17 protein-coding genes are annotated in these 18,220 nt (G+C 41.8%); 4 read left to right on the plus strand and 13 right to left on the minus strand.

Annotated features, from left to right (window positions below; translation table 11 throughout):
* Positions 1-56: 56 nt before the first annotated feature.
* The 3 genes from IGI89_RS01185 to IGI89_RS01195 all read right to left on the minus strand — a co-directional run bounded on the left by IGI89_RS01185 (position 57) and on the right by IGI89_RS01195 (position 2,732).
* Entirely contained in the window at positions 57-1,004 is a 948-nt protein-coding gene (locus tag IGI89_RS01185) for a hypothetical protein (RefSeq protein ID WP_005237351.1), read from the minus strand.
* A gap of 108 nt (positions 1,005-1,112) precedes the next feature.
* On the minus strand, positions 1,113-1,952 hold the full coding sequence (locus IGI89_RS01190; protein WP_005237353.1) for a Cof-type HAD-IIB family hydrolase: 840 nt from the start codon (positions 1,950-1,952) through the stop codon (positions 1,113-1,115).
* 156 nt (positions 1,953-2,108) lie between these two features.
* Complete coding sequence (locus tag IGI89_RS01195; RefSeq protein ID WP_034878738.1) at positions 2,109-2,732, minus strand: GNAT family N-acetyltransferase; 624 nt, start codon at positions 2,730-2,732, stop codon at positions 2,109-2,111.
* Positions 2,733-2,805: 73 nt separating this feature from the next.
* Between IGI89_RS01195 and IGI89_RS01200 the strand changes: the two genes are divergently transcribed.
* A complete protein-coding gene (locus tag IGI89_RS01200; RefSeq protein ID WP_005237356.1) occupies positions 2,806-3,594 on the plus strand; it encodes a MerR family transcriptional regulator in 789 nt (262 codons plus the stop codon).
* An 87-nt stretch (positions 3,595-3,681) separates the two neighbouring features.
* Here the strand turns inward: IGI89_RS01200 and IGI89_RS01205 are convergent, their stop codons facing one another.
* Positions 3,682-5,454 (minus strand): oleate hydratase, encoded by a 1,773-nt coding sequence (locus tag IGI89_RS01205; protein WP_008377255.1) that lies wholly within the window; start codon positions 5,452-5,454, stop codon positions 3,682-3,684.
* A 244-nt stretch (positions 5,455-5,698) separates the two neighbouring features.
* Positions 5,699-7,342, minus strand: coding sequence for an SH3 domain-containing protein (locus tag IGI89_RS01210; RefSeq protein WP_008377254.1), 1,644 nt, complete (start codon positions 7,340-7,342; stop codon positions 5,699-5,701).
* Positions 7,343-7,954: 612 nt separating this feature from the next.
* Between IGI89_RS01210 and IGI89_RS01215 the strand changes: the two genes are divergently transcribed.
* On the plus strand, positions 7,955-8,095 hold the full coding sequence (locus IGI89_RS01215) for a hypothetical protein (RefSeq protein WP_005237363.1): 141 nt from the start codon (positions 7,955-7,957) through the stop codon (positions 8,093-8,095).
* A 345-nt stretch (positions 8,096-8,440) separates the two neighbouring features.
* Here IGI89_RS01215 and IGI89_RS01220 read toward each other — a convergent pair whose 3' ends face one another.
* The 4 genes from IGI89_RS01220 to IGI89_RS01235 all read right to left on the minus strand — a co-directional run bounded on the left by IGI89_RS01220 (position 8,441) and on the right by IGI89_RS01235 (position 12,122).
* Entirely contained in the window at positions 8,441-8,899 is a 459-nt protein-coding gene (locus IGI89_RS01220) for a GNAT family N-acetyltransferase (protein ID WP_008377253.1), read from the minus strand.
* A gap of 71 nt (positions 8,900-8,970) precedes the next feature.
* A complete protein-coding gene (locus IGI89_RS01225) occupies positions 8,971-9,270 on the minus strand; it encodes a MazG-like family protein (protein ID WP_005237365.1) in 300 nt (99 codons plus the stop codon).
* Positions 9,271-9,416: 146 nt separating this feature from the next.
* Positions 9,417-10,730, minus strand: coding sequence for a PTS sugar transporter subunit IIC (locus tag IGI89_RS01230; RefSeq protein ID WP_005237366.1), 1,314 nt, complete (start codon positions 10,728-10,730; stop codon positions 9,417-9,419).
* A 12-nt stretch (positions 10,731-10,742) separates the two neighbouring features.
* Positions 10,743-12,122 (minus strand): glycoside hydrolase family 1 protein, encoded by a 1,380-nt coding sequence (locus IGI89_RS01235; RefSeq protein ID WP_005237367.1) that lies wholly within the window; start codon positions 12,120-12,122, stop codon positions 10,743-10,745.
* Positions 12,123-12,321: 199 nt separating this feature from the next.
* On the opposite strand from IGI89_RS01235, the gene IGI89_RS01240 reads away from it, so the two are divergent.
* The gene (locus tag IGI89_RS01240; protein WP_194188518.1) at positions 12,322-13,020 is read left to right on the plus strand and encodes a GntR family transcriptional regulator; all 699 of its coding nucleotides are present in this window, start codon (positions 12,322-12,324) and stop codon (positions 13,018-13,020) included.
* A 64-nt stretch (positions 13,021-13,084) separates the two neighbouring features.
* Here IGI89_RS01240 and IGI89_RS01245 read toward each other — a convergent pair whose 3' ends face one another.
* From IGI89_RS01245 to IGI89_RS01255, 3 genes are all read right to left on the minus strand, one after another.
* A complete protein-coding gene (locus IGI89_RS01245; protein ID WP_005237369.1) occupies positions 13,085-14,404 on the minus strand; it encodes a glycosyltransferase family 2 protein in 1,320 nt (439 codons plus the stop codon).
* Positions 14,404-14,910 carry a hypothetical protein gene (locus tag IGI89_RS01250; RefSeq protein ID WP_086332101.1) on the minus strand — a complete coding sequence of 169 codons (507 nt, stop codon included), beginning with the start codon at positions 14,908-14,910 and terminating at the stop codon, positions 14,404-14,406. Before IGI89_RS01250 ends, IGI89_RS01245 begins: the two co-directional genes overlap by 1 nt.
* Positions 14,911-15,008: 98 nt before the next feature.
* Positions 15,009-15,755 carry a YcjF family protein gene (locus IGI89_RS01255; RefSeq protein WP_194188517.1) on the minus strand — a complete coding sequence of 249 codons (747 nt, stop codon included), beginning with the start codon at positions 15,753-15,755 and terminating at the stop codon, positions 15,009-15,011.
* A 392-nt stretch (positions 15,756-16,147) separates the two neighbouring features.
* Between IGI89_RS01255 and IGI89_RS01260 the strand changes: the two genes are divergently transcribed.
* Positions 16,148-16,354 carry a hypothetical protein gene (locus IGI89_RS01260; RefSeq protein ID WP_438735167.1) on the plus strand — a complete coding sequence of 69 codons (207 nt, stop codon included), beginning with the start codon at positions 16,148-16,150 and terminating at the stop codon, positions 16,352-16,354.
* 207 nt (positions 16,355-16,561) lie between these two features.
* Here the strand turns inward: IGI89_RS01260 and groL are convergent, their stop codons facing one another.
* Entirely contained in the window at positions 16,562-18,190 is a 1,629-nt protein-coding gene (gene groL / locus IGI89_RS01265; RefSeq protein ID WP_005237384.1) for a chaperonin GroEL, read from the minus strand.
* Positions 18,191-18,220: the final 30 nt, after the last annotated feature.

The following is an 18,220-nucleotide window of genomic DNA, read 5'->3' on the forward strand; positions in this document are numbered from 1 at the left end:
CACAAAGCGAAAGAGATCGCGCTTTGCGTTTTTTTATCTTTGGATAGAAAAGTAGATTACTCCATTTTATAGCTTTGACGCGTCACTTTCCCCTCTCGTACCGCAGCGATAATAGTTGGAATAGCCCCAATCGCCGTAAAGAGATAGACCAGACCTAAGTTCCCGTAATATTGACTCGCTTCCAAATACCCTTCACGAATCAAATCAGGTAAAATACGGAAAGCGTAGAAGACATCAACGTCTGTGTAATAATTCGCTACACTGATCGACCAGTCGATACGATTCCCGACATAGACCATAATGATCATGACGATGATACTACTAATAATACCTTTTGTACTGAGTTTTCCACCTAATAATTCATACCCTTTGATGGCACAGATCGCCATTGCGATTCCAGACAATGCAGCTACATATCCCAGTTGTCCTAATAAAATAATTGCGCCGGCACCAATCAGTGAACCAAGAAACGCGCCCACTGTTCCAGCTAGCCAATTTTCTTTTTTCTGCCCTTTTTCCCGTTCTTGTGCAAGGACCGCTTCTTGTTGTTTCTTAAAGCAAGCTTCACACGCAATGACGGGAGTGCCGCTAATAGCATACAGCGAAACCGGCTCAGTGATCGTTCCGCAGAAGGTACAAGCATTTTGGTAAGCTTTCGTCTTCAAGAAATTCGTCAATTGGTCCAACGCAGTACGGATCTTGTCCACAGTTTTCCCTGCAGTCATCGCTCCGCGTAATGTATAGGCAACTTGATATCCTTGGATCACACAGTCGGTGATCTCTTTTGACTCACTTAAAACTTCTTTGACTTCTTCTTGGTTCGGAAGTTCCCCCTCTTTGCTAAGGGAAAAATGAGCCACAAGAGAATAACTATTGTTATTCTCTTGAACTAAAAAAAGTTTATAACTATGATACGTTCCATAAATCACCCCGGTGGAAGTATCAACTGAGAGCCCCAACGGCTCGGCAAATTTGGTCAATGTCTTCTCGATCTTCTTATTCATTTTTCTCCTTCTTTCCAACAAACACTTACCTTTTTAGGTATAGCTAAAAGTTTAAGGAGAGTAGAAATGAAAGTCAATCAATTTGTTCAAAAAACCTAGTTTTTTTATTTATTCTGTGACAAATCGCCGCAATGCATCAGCAACCCCATGGTCTGTATTGCTAGCCGTCACAAAATCAGCTTTTGCTTTGACCAAATCGGGCGCATTCTCCATCGCAACACCGATACCGGCTGAAGCAATCATTGGCAGGTCATTAAAATTATCGCCGATCGCTAAGGTTTGCGCCAGCGGCACTTGGAAATAGGCCGCTAATTCATTTAGCGCCTTATCTTTTCCCACAGCTTGATGAGTGACTTCCAAATAATTCTCTTTGGATAAATAAAAGGCGCTTTCTAAAAAGTCAGCGTTCTGGCAGGCAGCATGAAGCGCTTGGATTTCTGCCGTTGTGCCGATCAAAAGAAACTTATGTACCTCAAAAGCTTCTTGTGCCAACAGTTGTTCCAATGAAGTTTCCAAAGGGGTCTCTTTGGTAATCGCCGCTTCTGCCTGTGCCCACTGATCCACTCTTTCGCAATACCACTGATCACCAGAGTAGACATTGATGGAAACGGCAGGAAAATCAGCTTTGATGCGAGCAACCAAAGTCTTTGCTTCTGCTTTTTTGACCTCATGACTAAATATTGGTACAAGCGTACCCGTATGATCGTACCGTCCAATCAGGGCACCGTTGTAGCAAGCCAAGGGCCAGTCTTCTATCTCTAATTCTTCAGCTATCGGTAGCATTCCTTTCGGGGAGCGAGCGGAAGCCAAAACAAAAGGAATCGCTTGCTGCTTCAACCGTTTGATTTCTTCAATCAAAACCGGATCGATTTGATGTTTATGATCCAAGATCGTCCCATCGATATCACTTAAAATAAACCCAATCTGCTTTTTTTCCAAATAAACCATCCTTTCCCATTCCCATCCTTTTTACGAAAGCGAATTGATCCATCGCTTTCGACCAAAACAAGCGCCGTTTCCATAAAACGAAAACAGCTTTCTTGTCCTTCTTTGCTTCCAGTTTACCATACTAGCCAATGAAAAAAAGAGTGCATCGCTGCACTCTTAGGAAGTATAGATATAAAACTCGATTTCCTTCTTGATCGGCTTTTTGATCCAGCGTTTCACAGCAGCTGCCCGCTTCAAGCCCATATGCTCATAAAAACCGTAATTACAAGTGGTATCGGTATAAAGGAAAAACGGAGCTGTTTTATCATGCTGGACCATCGCTAAGAAGGAAGTAAAGAGTTGCTTGCCTACACCCAATCCTTGTGTTTTGGGACTAACGGCAAACAAACCAACTTCGGTCTGAAAAGGAATTTGTAAGTCTTTCAACATCGCTTGATTTAACTCAGCCACCTCTTTGGCATAATGCAGCAGCGTGTTTCTCCCTTGATTAGAAAGCACTAAGCAGCCAGCATGCCACATCGTTTTCCCCCAATAGCGCATTGGATGAAGCTTCTTCCCTCTTTTACTGTCTGCTAATAAGATACCGACAGCTTCACCATTTAAAAGAGCCACACGTGAATAGGTAGCACGGGCAAGTTCATAACACAAAAAGACATGAGCAAAGTGTTTGGCGGTCTTCTGGTCAAATTGCTTGTCGTAGTTCCAGCTATCAATAATTACTTGCACAAGCGCAGGCAGATCTTCTCGTTTAAATGGTCGATATGTTACTTGTTTATTCATTCTATCTTCCTCCCAGTAGTTGACTATCTTTAGTATAAAGTTTACAGTAACTGTAAAGTCAAGGAGGAGCGCCATGAAAACCAAATTAAAAGTATCGGAAATGGCACGCTTAGCGCGAATCAATCCTCGGACACTCCACTATTATGACGAGATTGGGCTATTTCAACCAAACAGCAAAGACGAGAACGGGTACCGGTATTATTCCCTTGATCAACTTTTGGATCTCGGATTGATCCTGTCATTGAAAGAATTATCGATGCCCTTAAAAGAGATTCAAACAGCGTTGCAGGGGGATGCCGAGACCATGAGAAACTTATTGGAAGCCAAGCGGCAAACCATCGATGAAAAAATTCAGCAGTTGTCCAACATCCAAAAAATCATCGAACGAAAAGCAGCGGACTTGCGTCTGGCTGCAGAAAAAACTTCCCCCTTCACCTTGAAGGAACAGCCAGAGGAGTATTTCTCCCTTAGTCCTAGATTAAACGGCAGCAGCATCCCAGAGATGATCACCCAAGCCTACGACCTTTTGATGGCACAGCCTTATCTTTTCTCGAATAACGAATACGGTTTTATGATTCGGACGAACAAAGACAATACGCAGGACATCGACTACGTTTATGTGCGGCAAGAAGAACCACAACGAGCTTCCTTCGTGAAACCAGCAGGTTGCTATTTAACCACCATTTATCAGGGGGATGACGAAGGATTGAAGCAGTTCTATCAAAAACTCAAGCAGCTGATTGCAGCGCACCAATGGCAAATCGATGACTACTTCTATGAACGATCGATCCATGAAACGACCCTTAGCAACGAGCAAGCTTATTTGACAGAGATCCAAGTACGGATTTTATCTGAGGAATAAGGATTCGTCTAAACAACACTAAAAAGTAAATGAAAAAACGCAACGACCACGAGCAGTTTCTTTCGCCTCGCCGTCGTTGTGTTTTAATTAAATCAAATGGTTTTCTTTCAACAGATCGCCAATGTAGGTATGTTCGGTTTTCTTAACGAATCCTTCCAATAGTTTCCGTTCGATAAATGGTAGCTCCATTTCCGTGATTTTTTTCTTATCGGTCAGATAATAGACAGCTTTGGCCAAGGTACGCAGATCATAAGCGGAAGCAAACACTTCTGGTACCCCGCGTTCCACATCTAATAGCTGATAAACAGCCTCCATTGCAGTCCGAACGGAATACTCTGTTGTAAAAACAGTGTCTCTTTCAGTCTCTGCGAAATTACCGATAAAAGCTAAGTTTTTGGAGCCATTTGGAATAACCAATGGCCGATCCCCTGGCTCACGCAGCATGAAGTAGGAAGTGATAAACGGCATGTAAACCGGAACTGCCACACTTGATTCTTTTGAAATGCGTTGGATTTCTGCTTCCGGCACGCCTAAATGGTAAAGCAGTTCTTGCACGATTTCTTGTCCCGAACATTGTTCAATTGGTTTTTTGATGTAGTTTCCTGGCGTATTTGACAACAATCCATACACCCATGTGATCGTTTGTTGGTCTTTTTGTTCTTTAAAGTGCGGTTGGCGATGGGTCGCAAAGCTCATCATCCAATTGGAATCTTTGATGGTGATGATCCCGCCAGTGACGATTCTGCCTGTTCGTAACTTGCGATGGGTCAATTTTTCTAAATAAGGTTCAACATCAAAATTTTGCCAAGTGACAGTTGCCGAAACAAACCAGCTTTCTTCAGGTAAGTTTTCATAAAAGACTTCTGGATGACCAAACTCAGGCGATTGCGCCGCCAAGTTTTTCCATAAACGCCAGCTACCACCAGGTGCTTTTGAGATAGGCGCTGGAGTATAATGGTCCCCTTGCGTGGAACTTTCAGTGATCGATCCGTTGGTAACAAAGACCAAGTCATCTTCTGACAAAGGAATTTCTTCGATTGCCCCCGCTTTTTCTAGCACAAGTTTTTGAGCAACTTTTTCCTCGCCCACGATCCGAACATCGATATTGCTGACTGTGCATTCATATTGGAAGTCGACTCCTTGTTCTTCCAAATAAGCAAGTAGTGGTTTGACCAATGACTCATATTGGTTGTAACGGGTAAATTTTAACGCGGTAAAATCAGGCAAGCCATCGATATGATGCACAAAACGCAACACATAGCGACGCATTTCAATCGCCGAATGCCATTTTTCAAAGGCGAACATCGTACACCAGTATAGCCAAAAATTGGATTCAAAGAATTCTTCGCCAAAAACATCTTCGATTTTTTTCCCGATCAATTGATCTTCTGAAGTCATAAATAATTGAGTCAATTCTTTTTGTGCTGTAGCAGACAAGGTAAATTCTCCATCATCTGCTGCTCGTTGGCCGCGATTGTGGATGATCCGACAGTTAGACGAATTTGGATCATCGTGATCCAACCAGTAAAACTCATCTAACACTGAAGCATCTTCCACCTCCAAAGACGGAATCGAGCGAAATAGATCCCACAGACACTCAAAATGATTTTCCATTTCTCGACCGCCGCGGGTCACAAATCCATCATGGGGAATGAATTTTCCGTCTAATGAACCGCCTGATAAAGAAAGTTCTTCAAGGACGTGGATTTTCTCACCAGCCATATGGCCGTCACGGATCAAGAAGACTGCCGCAGCAAGTCCTGCTAATCCCCCACCAACAATATAGGCTTCTTTCTTTTCGACATCTTTCGGTTTTCTGCTTCTTGCAAAAGCTTCGTAATTTCCGTTCGTATATCTCATGTAGATCCCTCCTAATATTGGTACGTTTTTATGGTATCAGTAACTATTTTTTTTGACAAAAATTTGTACTAGTAAAATCAAGTGATTTTGACAAATCGGCCTTTTTGTCAAAAAAACAAGGGCAAAGTCCCACCTTTTAGAAGATCTGCGCCCAGCACAAAAAGCGCCCCTAAGAAAACTGATTGCAGCTTTCTTAGGGGCGTTTCTAACAAAGGACAAACCCTTTGCCTTTTCAATAAAATATTTATTTCACGCGTAGAGCGAAGCTAGCAGTCGAAAAGCCTGATTGTGCTTCGGTGACTGTATAACCCGTGCTTGGCGCATGGATATAGCTTGTATTACTTGTAGCGATCGCTACATGGTAGGTATTCCCTTTTTGACCCCAGAACAGCAAGTCGCCAGCTTGTGCTTGCGAGACAGGAATGATCGTCCCTGCGCTTTCTTGTGGGACTGTCCAATCACCGATGTTTTTGCCCGTCACTTTTAAGAAGACGTAGCGTGTAAACCCAGAACAGTCGAAGACATCTGGTCCTTTGCCTCCCCATTGATAAGGAGTGCCGATATGTTTTCTAGCTTCTGCAACGATCGCTGCTCCGTTCACGCTCATCGGAACATTAGTATTGCCTGCGTTGTTATTGTTGCCAGGAGTCGTCGCACTGACTTCTTTGACATATGCTGCAGATACCCAGCCACCAGTTGATAACTTATACCAAGTGGTATTGCCATTGACTGACGTGCCTTGTTTTTGAGCCACTGCTTTGAAGGTCGCATTACTGCCCAAACTGCTGACCACACTTGCAGAAGTCGATGCATTTGAGCGCACATTCATCCCAGTGGTTGTTTGGAACGTCTTATTGATGGCTTGCTCACTCGCATTGCTTGAGCCGTTTGATGAACCAGTATTGTTTGAACCTGTGTTTGAATTATTGTTATTACTTGTATTTCCAGAACTAGACGTGACGTCACGCACATATGCCGCTGTGATCCAGCCACCAGTCGATACTTTGTACCAAACATTGGTGCCGCCAACGGATGTGCCATTTTTCTGGGCAACGACCTTCACCGTCGTGCTGTTGCTTAGGCTGCCAACGACACTGCCGCTTGTTGACGCACTCGAACGAACATTTAATGCCGCTGTTGTTTTCACGTTCTTGCTGATAGCCGTTTCTGCAGAAACACTTGTATTGCCGCCAGAAGAACTATTGCCTGTGGAGCTACTGGAAACATCTTTGACATAGGCTGCCGTGATCCAACCGCCTGTGGACAATTTGTACCAAGTGGTCGTGCCATTCACCGATGTCCCACTCTTTTGTGCAACGACCTGTACTGTCGCATTACTGCTCAAACCGCGTACGACACTAGAACTTGTCGTTGCATTTGAACGGACGTTCAATGCAGTAGTCGTTTTCACTGATTTCGAAATTGCTTTTTCCGATGAAGAAGACGACGAATTGGACGAGCCTGTATTGGCAGAAGAAGAGCCTGAGGTGCTCTTCACATAAGCCCCTGAGATCCAGCCGCCTGTTGATAGCTTATACCATATTGTATTGCCATTCACTGAGGTACCGTTCTTTTGAGCCACCGCAGTGATTGTTGTATTTGCTCCTACACCACTTACGATAGAGGCACTTGTTGAAGCATTTGAACGAACATTCAGTGAAGCTGTTGTTTTAAATTGTCGATTGATCGCCGTTTCAGCTGACGATCTGGCAAGAGTAGCAGTTGTGTTGGTTGATGACGAAGCGTTCGTCGTTTCGGTCGCATGAGCAAGAGACGTAAAGACACCTGATGTTGATGCTAACGCTGCTGTGATACCCAATCCTTTTTGTACGAAAAGGGACCGTTTTTGTTTCACTAAACGCTTCCGTTTGATTTTCCGAGATTCCAATAAAACACCCCCTGTACCCCATTTTAACAAAAATTAATATTTTTTGATATTGTTTTCGTTTTGTATTTTTTTAATTTGCGTTTAATAAAACGTGTCATTTATTTTCCTGCGTTATTCTTTTTAATCACTTTCTCTTTGACGCTGACCGTTGGCACTATATTTACAAAGATTTCTATAAACAACAAAAAAATGCTATTTCATTCAACGTTATTTTAATTCGCGAATAAAAACAGGATTTTTTTTACAAACAAACCCACTTTTTGAAAATCAAGACTGTTATTTGAATAACATTTCTTTCCTGATCCCCTTTTTCAAAAATCGATACTAAAATCACCCATTTATCATTCCTTTTTTACACACGGGATTCTGTGAAAAAAGTTTTTTCAAAAAGAATGCTTCTTTTACCAGTGTGATCGACGCTATGATGAAATCCTGTTACATCGCTTCCAACTGGATACGAATTTTTTGATAGAGAAGTCCCTCACTTCTACCGAAAGAAATATTTTCACAATGTATTTCATACGAAAGTTTATAATACCAAGGAGAAAACCAAGAATTTGCATAAGTTTGTGAAATTATGCTATACTAAAAAAAAGGAAGAGGTGACCGAGTATGAAAACAAAGACGAAAGAAAAAGTTTATGCTGAACGACAACATAACTACAAAACGAAAAAAGAAGAGATTTTCAAAAAAGCCCTAGATTCCGTACCGACCACAGACAAGAAAAAAGAAGAACAGAAAAAGAAAGCGTAGAATCCTGCGTTTTCTTTTTTTGTTGATCTGTAAAAAGACGAGGCTTCGCCGAAGGGTGGCGAGTCTCGTCTTTATTGTAATCGAAAAAAAAGCAGGCTATGATACTTTCTATCTCAACCATTGTCAATTCACCTTGAAAATCACCGAATGACTACCATCAATGCAATAAAGGGAAACTCTTCCTCAAAAGAAGCGACAGTTTCTTATTCCAACGGGTCTTAAACACAATATTTAGTAGGCGAAAACACGTTCCTACAATATATTGTGGATAAACCTGTTGAAACTGTGCATAACTAAAAAGCCTGCGATTTTTTTGCAGACTTTTTAGTTATTGACATGCTTGAATTAATCTAGAGATAAATAATAGCTCACATTATCTGGTAACGGTTTAAAGCCATTCTTTTTGTAAAAATCCGCTGCGGGCATACTTTCTTCGGTATCTAACAGGATCGTTGGAATCTCTTTCTTGAGCAGATCCTCTTTGATCATTTCTAAGAAAGTGGAACCCAAGCCCTTTCCTTGGTGCGTGCCTGTAATTAAAAAGGTGTCGACCACATACTCTTTTCCTTGATACCAGGGCTTGATAAAGCCCAATGAAAGACCAATCAATTCATTCGATGCTCGGTTTGTTAGTCGATAACCAATAAAAGTATTCATTGCCATCATTGATGATACATAGTCGGTGATTTGCGGCACTGTCAATTGGTCATTCCATGGTTCTGCTGAAAATACAGCAATATAGTGGTCCACGACTTCTGCTAAATCTGCCGTTGTTAATTCACGCATGCTTACGTTCTTTTCCATCCTATCTCCTGCTTCCCTTTCTATTTCGGTCGAGCCTATACTCGAAGAATCCACTAATTTTTGTGCGTGTATCAATCATCGATTCGTTTTGCATAGCCATTGCCATAACTGATATAACGGCGCTTTTGGTTGACGGCCATTTTTTTATGAATCTCTGCTTCAAGATCAATGGAAAGGATTTCTGCTAACCCAAGAAGATAAATCGCCACATCCGCCAATTCTTCTCCTACCTCTTGTTGCTTCCGATAGGCATCAAAGGCCTCCCCTATTTCACCATATAAAGCCAAAAACTCTTTTTCAATATTGGTGACATTGAATTGGTGATCAATCTTGTTTTGATAAATCGCTTTTTGCATTTCTGATAGTTTCATAGTCGCTCCTTTTGGGATAGTATACCATTTAATTAAAATTCAAAATAGAAACTTAGTAAAAAAATCACCTCAAAAAATAGTGACCCCAAAACGTTAGAATTTTGATCTAACTTTTGTAGGTCACTATAATATAGGATTCCCTTTTTTTATTCTGCCCGCTCCAATTCAGCAGATTTGATTGCAACCCGTTGAGCGATTTTTAGAAATGGAAAATAGATTGCTACACAGACGACGATGATGATCACCTGAACCAAAACAACTTTGAAATCCCCTTTTGATGCCAATAATGCACTAAGAATTGGCGGTGTCGTCCAAGGAACCATGACTGAAAGTGGCTCAATGAATCCTACTGCGGTAGCAAAGTAGCCAATCAACGTCGCAACAATTGGACTTGCAACGAAGGGAATGATCATTGGTAAATTGAAGACGATCGGTAAACCAAAGATGATTGGCTCGTTGATATTAAAAATACCCGGAGCTAAGGATAGATTGACGACATCCCGAAAAGGTTGGTAATTGCGGACGAATAAGAGCACTGCAATGATCAAACTGATCGTAAATCCAGTCCCGCCTAGTTGTGCGAAAACCGTCACGAATGCTGAATTTAAGATATTGGGCGGCGCAGCACCGTCCTGCACGGCTTGCATGTTTTCATTCATATTGACTAACAGCAATGGATCTAATAAGGTGCCATTGATGACGGTTTGGTGAATGCCTAAAGTAAACAGAAAGTTGCCCGTTGAATAGATGATCAAGAACCCAAAAATCGATGTGTTCAATAAACGCAGTGGTTCTTGGATCACTGTGGAAATGATTTGAATCAGATCGGTATCAAAGGCTGCTAGCACGGTCGCAACTAAGGCAAAGAAAGAAATCACTAAAATAGCAGGGATCAACGTGCTGAAGGATTTGCTGACGGCAGGAGGAACTTGATCCCCTAAATTGATTTTTAAGTGCTTGTTTTCTGACAGTCGAATAAATAATTCCGTGGCAACTAACCCACAAATGATTCCAGAAAACATCCCTTTGGTCCCGACATCATCAAACAGCATCACACCACTGATGGTCACTTCTGCTTGGGCGCCTTCTGGCATCACGGCATGAGCCATCGCCAACATGACCACTAAGCAAGTCGTTGCCACAAAAGTTGCATTGATAGCGCTTGGATTATTTTTGTTGCGACAAAGGAAGTAGGCGATCATCGGAGCAATCAGCAAACCGGCGATATTCAATGTTCCATTGGTGATGGAATTGCCAAACACTTGCATTCGCGCCAAGGCAGCCCCTTCTAAGAACCACGGAAAGAAGACATTATTAAACAACACAGCGATCCCTGCGATAATAAAGGCAGGCATTAAGGTCGCAAACGCATCACGAAGACTTTTAAGATGAACCTGATTGCCGAGACGGACCGAAAACTCTGTAAATTTATCTAAAAACGTGCGCTTTTCTGCTGCCATTTTCTGTTCCTCCTATTCTGCATATGGGTTTGTATAGATCGTACTACCATTCGTTTTGATCACTTCTTTGAACCATTCATACGATTTTTTCGGCACACGTTTCATATCTCGCAACTCATGATTGCCACGATTGACATACACAAGTCCGTATCGTTTCTCCATATCACCTTGAGAGCTCAAAATGTCGATCAGTCCCCAGCCAAGATAACCAAGACAGACCACTCCATCTTCCACCATCGCTGCAAACATCGCTCGAATATGCTCTTGATGGTAGGCAATCCGGTAATCATCTTGAATCGGTTCGTTGCCATTCCAATGCTCTCTGACACCAATTCCGTTTTCAATCGGAAACACTGGCAACCGGTACCGCTGATAGACTTTATTTAAGACATCACGGAAGCCGAGCGGATCAATTTGCCAATTCCATTCCGTCGTTTCAATATACGGATTGTCTTGTTTTCCAAAAGTCATGTACCGATTTGGCGGCGTTCCTTCAGGGATTTTTTCAGCGTTCAAGGTAGAAGAAGCATAATAGCTAAAGGCAATGTAATCATTTTTCTGCGCTGCGATCGCTTCTAATTCCCCAGGTAAAATATTCATATTGAGTTGATGATTTTTCACGTATCGGTCTTGTGCTGCCGAATACTTGCCGTGCGCATAGCAATCTAATAAAGTAAAATTCGCAAATTCATCAAACTCTCTTGCTGCTTTGATGTCTTGTGGACGACAAGTCGCTGGATACGCTTCAGAATACGCCAGCATGCCGCCAATCTTCGCATTTGTTGTTTCATGAAGATAGTTACAGATCTCTGCATGGCAAACCATGACATTGTGGAAAATTTGATACAATTCTTCTGTTGTTTCTTCCCCTTCTAAATAGCCGCTGATCTTAAAACCATGGTCTTGGTGGAAAAGATTTTGTTCGTTAAAGGTTAACCAATAATGGACTTTATCCGCAAAACGATCCACCATTTCTTTTCCAAAGCGAATGAATGCGTCCTTCACTTCTTTACTGATGAACCCGTTATAGGTTTTCGCTAGATGCAGGGGCATATCAAAATGGTACAAACAAATCATAGGTTCGATTCCTCTAGCTAACAGATCATCAATAAAACGATCGTAATAGGCGATCCCTTCTTCATTAAAGGCACCATCTCCATCGTGAACGACCCTTGACCAAGAAATTTGAAAACGATACATGTTCATCCCCAAATCTTGCATATAATCAAAATCTTCTGTATACGCATGATAGTTATCATTTGCTACATGCCAATCGCTAGCCTGTTCCGAAGCTTCCCGTATATCATAAACGGATAAGCTTTTACCACCTTCATTCCAACCACCTTCTGTCTGCATACTGCTGACACTGTTCCCCCAATAAAATGTTGTCATAGTGATTCCTCCATCATTTGTATTCGCTTACAAAACCTATTATAATTAGGTGAAATCGGCATGTAAATTTTTCAAACACACATGTAAAGCTTTTTCTGTACATTTGAATTGCAGTTGATTCTTTAATGATATACCTTGTTTTTATCCCCTTCAAACAAAACTCAAGTCCATGAATTTCTTTACATAAGGAGTGATGACTATGACAAAATACAAAGAGATTGTTGATCAGTTGCGGACGAATATTTATGAAGGTGTTTTTCCAGCTTTATCAAAACTACCGGAACAAACGGCGTTAGCCAAACGATTTCAAACCTCGCGAATGACGATCCAAAAAGCGCTAAATCAACTGAAGCAAGAAGGCCTGATTTCCACCAAAAGAGGTCATGGCACCTATGTCAATTCAGCGAGCTACCAAGGACAGATCAATGAGTATATCGGTCTAGTCAACCGATATGGCGGGCGGCATAAAGTGCAAAGTAAAATCATTAGTTTCAATGTTCGTTTCCCAGAAGCCAACGAAATGGATTACTTGTCCTTGCGAGAAAACGAACCTGTTTATGATATCGTACGACTGCGCTATGTTGATAACGAACCCTTTGAATTGGAGTACACGATCATGCCCATCAAAACCATTCCCGATATTGATATGGCGATCCTTGAACACTCGATCTATCGATATATCACTGATTCCTTACACCTCAAAATAGGCCCCGCCATACGTAAAATCCGTGCCGACAAAGCGGATTCCTATGATATCAAATATTTAGAAGTTGATCCCAATGATCCGATCTTAGAATTAGAACAAGTTGCTCGTCTCTCCGACGGGCGGCCCTTCGAATTTTCGCAAACTCGTTATCCTTACCAAAATCGTGAGATTTACTATCTTTCTGAACCTTAATGGCAAAAAAACAAGTCTGAAGAAAACTCAGACTTGTTTTTATTGTCTAGGAAAGGTGAACTCGTTAAGATTCTTCGTTTTTTTTCGCCGTTCGCTCGGGACTGACCCAAACGCCGCTACCGTAGCCAAGGATGGTTTTGACGGCTGGAATAAAGGTAGTGACGATCGTTATGGCATTAATCATCCAGTAAAACAGCATGTAAAAAGGGGCAAAGCGGAAATACTTCAGCTTGCTGCGGTTGTCATCCGCCAAAAGGCTGGTAAATAGCTGCATGACCCCTGCAATCATCTCAAAACAAACGAAGAGAAAGGCCATCGTAAACATATGGTAGATCCGCTCGTAATTCCCAGTTGCCCCATAATAAATCAGATAAAAAACAAACAAAGCCGAAGACAACCAGAAAAAGAATGACCAGATAATACTTAAGGACTGATCCACAAACATGGCGGTTCGTCCGATATTTTCAAAAGGGTGTAAGAAAACTTTTTTAAAATTGGTCAACCACACTTCCGTTCCGCCTTTCGCCCAACGTTTCCGTTGCCGATAGAGCATCTTGAGTGTTTCTGGCACCTCCATGAAAAACATCACTCGTGACGCAAATAATGACAACCAACCATGGAATTGATGGTCCCAGGCAATACTGATATCTTCCGTGGCACGATTTTGTCGAAAGAGACCAACATCCATCAATGCGGCTCTACGATACATTGTGTTGGCACCGCTATAGGCATAGATGACGCCGAAAACGGCTTGCTGGGTTCGTTTGATAATTCCTACGATACTTGAAAATTCAACGGTTTGTGACTTTCCGACGATGGTTGTGCGATTTTGAACGTCCATATTCGCCGTAATGGCAGAGATATTGATGGAATCTTGACGGATGAAATAATTGACATATTTCCACAATGCATCAGGTTCAGGGACCGTATCTGCGTCGTTGCTCAAAATCAATTCCCCTTTAGCAAACCCTACACCAATATTAAAGGCATGGGCTTTCCCTTGGTTTTTTTCGATGCGCAAAACCCTTAGATTCGGGTACTGTTCCATCAATCGGTCTAGTATCACAGGAGTTTGATCCGTTGAGCCATCATCCGTCACCAACACCTCATAATTGCTGTAGTTTAGATTGTTCATTAAATAATGAATCGTGTCTTCAATTACGACTTCTTCATTGTGAGCCGGTACCATAATGGTGATCATCGGCTCGATCTCTTCGGGGATCGGTATCCACTCTAATTGACGATAGCGGAACAAAAAACGATTGCAGATCACCCCGATGAACCAAGCAAAGCCACCTAAAATGGGATACGTGAACAGAATCATTAAAACGACCGTTAAAAATGTATCCAACCACGGGAACCCAGTATCAAAATTGACAACCATCAGCCCACCCCATTTCTACGGAAAAGTTCTTGGATCTCCGTTTCTCCAATGTTTTGCTCAGGAGCAACGGCATAGTACTTGGCAGCGTGACGCTCTTCTTTCGTTCCGAAGCGTTCTTCGTAAAAAGCTTCTAATACTTCTTTGCGTTTTTCTAAAGCAACTTCGTCATGCATCGATTGCTTTTGCAACAATCGTTTGAAACGCCGGTTGTTCCTCAAGGTCAACAAAGTAAATGTCAGAACCAAGACCAAAAAAGAAATTCCTAAGAACAACGCCAAAAAATCAAAAGTCACTGCTTCTTCCAGATATGTCCGAAAGGCGATCCGATCCGCCAGATTCGGTAAAGTCAGCGGTATGGCCAGCCAGACAAACGGAACCAAGACCATCAGCCAAGCAAGAATCGTCAAAATCGTTTGGCGGGTCTTCAAAGCAGAACGACCTTTTTGAAAATACGCATCGGTGACCAACCGTTCTTTGACTTCTTCCCGTGTCACTCGTTGTTTCATTTTACTCACTCCCTACAAAGTATTTTTTTGCTGTGAAGAAAAAGAAGCAACAAAAGCAAGTCGTCTTTTGATGGACCTGCTTCGTTCTTCTTTTTGACCTACTTGGATTTCTTGCCAACTTTCAACGCATTGAACAGCGTGTGAAATTGGCCTTTAAAGGACATCACTTGCTCAAACACATCTTCCCCATCATTCAGCATCTTGACGGTCACCCAGCCTAATGCTTCGGTAATACCGCTAGCCACACTGGCATTGATCGCAGCTCCGGCAACGGTACCAACTGCTGGGATAAATTTCAAGATATTACCAACGGCACTTCGACCGAAACTCACAACCACTAACTCTTTCGAGATACTCTTCGCTAGCCCTTCACGCCATGTCCGCCCAAAAATACGATACAAACGTGCCATCATCGTCATCTGAACCGGCACGAGTAACACTGCATCTGAAAAAGGAATCGGTGAACAGCCGATGATCGCCGCCGTCAAAGAAGCCGCATGGATCGTGCGGTGGGCTTTTTTCCGCGTTTCATCATCTACGCCAACCAAAAACTCCTCAAACACCTGATCAAATTGATCCTTGCTTTTCGCTAACACTTTTTCCGCCTGGGCTTTTGATCCGTCATAGCCTTTCATCACAAGGGCAGCCGATTTTTTCGGCATTCGCTTCATGACATCCGCAAAAAAAGAAGTAAACTCCGCTTCTTCTTGCAGCTCTTCTCTCGTTTGACTTTGCTCGACTTGAACGGACTGTTCCGTTAATAATTCATTTTCGTTTTGTTTCTTTTTGCGTTTTATCCAAGGTTTTTTCAAAGAAATGTCTCCTTCTTTCGACTCGTTGTTCATTTAAAAAATCAAAGTGAGCCATGATTTTGTTCCTCTTTCTATTTTAGCTCAGGTTTTTCAAGATAGCGAAAATGTAGCTTGAGAGAGCTTACACTTGATGAAAAATGCAAATTTGCATCTTTAGATTATTTATTTATATTATCGTTTTTTTATGCTATGATACACAAAAGGAGTGGATCAAATGAAAAAGAAATTGAATTGGAAAGTCCTTTTTTATTTAGGCTTATTGACTTACTTTCTTTTAAGCGGTATCTTCGCATTCTTCGGTGTCGAAATACCGTTTCTTTATAAACGTTGATCTTCACGTTTTTCTCAGAACAATATCATTCAAATCTTCGTTCTATACTAAGACAATCCATCATTATAACATCCATATAATCTAATTAGAAAAGGTGATCTTCTTGTCCATTTTATTTGATCTATTACAACTACTTGCCGTTATCTGTATCGTGTATTTACTGTTCACAAAAGACCATTTCCTCAAACAATTAACACCTGTTCAGAAAATGGTCTTTATCGTCTTATGTGTTTCTGTGATACTGCCGGCTCTTTATGAATTTATTACTGGGTTTGCCCAGGGATTTTGGGAACGGTTGTAATTCACGGTTCCTTAGAAAACACGCTGTCTTTACAAGACAAATAGATAGATCATATCTACCAGTCCTTTCTCCTTTTATTCAAGCAATGAACCAATTCTTTGGTGCTTAGAATACTAAGAAGAGAGGTTTTTTGTCTTTTACTGTGTTAAAGTATTTTTTGATCGTACAAAAAAAGAACCCCTCAAAAGAGGAGTTCTCAAGGCTTGCTTACATCATGCCGCCCATACCCATTGATGGGTCCATTGCAGGAGCTGCTGGCGCTGCTGGTTCTGGTTTGTCGGCAACGACTGCTTCAGTTGTTAACAATAATGCGGCAACAGAAGCTGCGTTTTGTAATGCAGAACGCGTCACTTTTGTTGGGTCAACGATCCCAGCTTCTAGCATGTTTACCCATTCGCCAGTTGCTGCATTGAAACCAACACCTAAGTCAGCGTTTTTCAATTTGTCGATGATGACTGAACCTTCGTAGCCTGCATTTTCAGCAATTTGACGAACGGGTTCTTCTAATGCACGTAAAACGATTTTGACACCTGTTGCTGCATCGCCATCTGTTTCGATTTCTGCAACTTTGTTGATGACATTGACTAAGGCAGTTCCACCACCAGAGACCATGCCTTCTTCAACAGCGGCACGTGTTGCGTTCAATGCATCTTCAATACGTAATTTCAACTCTTTCAATTCAGTTTCAGTTGGTGCCCCAACTTTGATCACTGCAACTCCACCAGCAAGTTTTGCTAAGCGTTCTTGTAGTTTTTCACGGTCAAAGTCAGAAGTTGTATCAGCGATTTGGTTTTTGATCAATTGAACGCGTGCGTCAATTGCTTCTTTTTCACCAGCACCTTCAACGATCGTTGTGTTGTCTTTATCCACAACCACTTTGCTTGCTTGACCTAAGTTATCGATGGTTGCATCTTTCAACTCAAGACCTAAGTCTTCAGTGATCACAGTACCACCAGTTAAGATCGCAATGTCTTCTAGCATTGCTTTACGACGGTCACCAAATCCTGGTGCTTTCACTGCGACAACGTTGAATGTTCCACGGATTTTGTTCAAGACAAGTGTTGGTAATGCTTCGCCATCAACGTCATCAGCGATGATCAATAATGGTTTTGATTGTTGTAAGATTTGTTCTAACAATGGCAAGATATCTTGGATGTTAGAGATTTTTTTGTCAGTGATCAAGATGTATGGATTTTCTAACGCTGCTTCCATTTTATCGTTGTCAGTTACCATGTATTGTGATAAGTACCCACGATCAAATTGCATTCCTTCCACAACATCTAATTCTGTTTCGATCCCTTTTGATTCTTCAATAGTGATAACACCGTCATTGCCGACTTTTTCCATTGCATCAGCGATGTATTGACCAACTTTTTCACTACCAGAAGAAACAGCACCAACTTGTGCGATTGCTTCTTTTGAATCAACGATTGATGAAATGTTGTGTAGCTCTTCTACAGCCACTTTTGTTGCCATTTCGATCCCACGACGAATACCTAATGGGTTCGCACCAGCGGTGACATTTTTCAATCCTTCACGAACGATTGCTTGTGTCAATAACGTAGCAGTCGTTGTTCCGTCACCAGCGATATCGTTTGTTTTTGAAGCGACTTCAGAAACAAGTTTTGCGCCCATGTTTTCAAAATGATCTTCTAATTCGATTTCTTTAGCGATCGTTACACCGTCATTTGTAATCAATGGTGAACCGTAAGATTTTTCTAAAACCACGTTACGACCTTTAGGACCTAAGGTTACTTTTACTGTATCTGCTAATTTATCTACCCCACGAAGCATTGCTGCGCGTGCGTCTTCTGCAAATTTGATTTCTTTTGCCATGATTTCATCACCTCAAGTATTTTTTATTTT

The sequence above is a fragment of the Enterococcus sp. AZ141 genome (assembly GCF_051714385.1).
Taxonomy (GTDB): domain Bacteria; phylum Bacillota; class Bacilli; order Lactobacillales; family Enterococcaceae; genus Enterococcus_D; species Enterococcus_D entomosocium.

Excerpts from the sequence above, each read along its gene's own strand:
- IGI89_RS01185 (WP_005237351.1), bottom strand. The coding sequence starts at position 1,004 with ATGAATAAGAAGATCGAGAAGACATTGACCAAATTTGCCGAGCCGTTG.
- IGI89_RS01190 (WP_005237353.1), bottom strand. The coding sequence starts at position 1,952 with ATGGTTTATTTGGAAAAAAAGCAGATTGGGTTTATTTTAAGTGATATC.
- IGI89_RS01195 (WP_034878738.1), bottom strand. The coding sequence starts at position 2,732 with ATGAATAAACAAGTAACATATCGACCATTTAAACGAGAAGATCTGCCT.
- IGI89_RS01200 (WP_005237356.1), top strand. The coding sequence starts at position 2,806 with ATGAAAACCAAATTAAAAGTATCGGAAATGGCACGCTTAGCGCGAATC.
- IGI89_RS01205 (WP_008377255.1), bottom strand. The coding sequence starts at position 5,454 with ATGAGATATACGAACGGAAATTACGAAGCTTTTGCAAGAAGCAGAAAA.
- IGI89_RS01215 (WP_005237363.1), top strand. The coding sequence starts at position 7,955 with ATGAAAACAAAGACGAAAGAAAAAGTTTATGCTGAACGACAACATAAC.
- IGI89_RS01220 (WP_008377253.1), bottom strand. The coding sequence starts at position 8,899 with ATGGAAAAGAACGTAAGCATGCGTGAATTAACAACGGCAGATTTAGCA.
- IGI89_RS01225 (WP_005237365.1), bottom strand. The coding sequence starts at position 9,270 with ATGAAACTATCAGAAATGCAAAAAGCGATTTATCAAAACAAGATTGAT.
- IGI89_RS01230 (WP_005237366.1), bottom strand. The coding sequence starts at position 10,730 with ATGGCAGCAGAAAAGCGCACGTTTTTAGATAAATTTACAGAGTTTTCG.
- IGI89_RS01235 (WP_005237367.1), bottom strand. The coding sequence starts at position 12,122 with ATGACAACATTTTATTGGGGGAACAGTGTCAGCAGTATGCAGACAGAA.
- IGI89_RS01240 (WP_194188518.1), top strand. The coding sequence starts at position 12,322 with ATGACAAAATACAAAGAGATTGTTGATCAGTTGCGGACGAATATTTAT.
- IGI89_RS01245 (WP_005237369.1), bottom strand. The coding sequence starts at position 14,404 with ATGGTTGTCAATTTTGATACTGGGTTCCCGTGGTTGGATACATTTTTA.
- IGI89_RS01250 (WP_086332101.1), bottom strand. The coding sequence starts at position 14,910 with ATGAAACAACGAGTGACACGGGAAGAAGTCAAAGAACGGTTGGTCACC.
- IGI89_RS01255 (WP_194188517.1), bottom strand. The coding sequence starts at position 15,755 with ATGAACAACGAGTCGAAAGAAGGAGACATTTCTTTGAAAAAACCTTGG.
- groL (WP_005237384.1), bottom strand. The coding sequence starts at position 18,190 with ATGGCAAAAGAAATCAAATTTGCAGAAGACGCACGCGCAGCAATGCTT.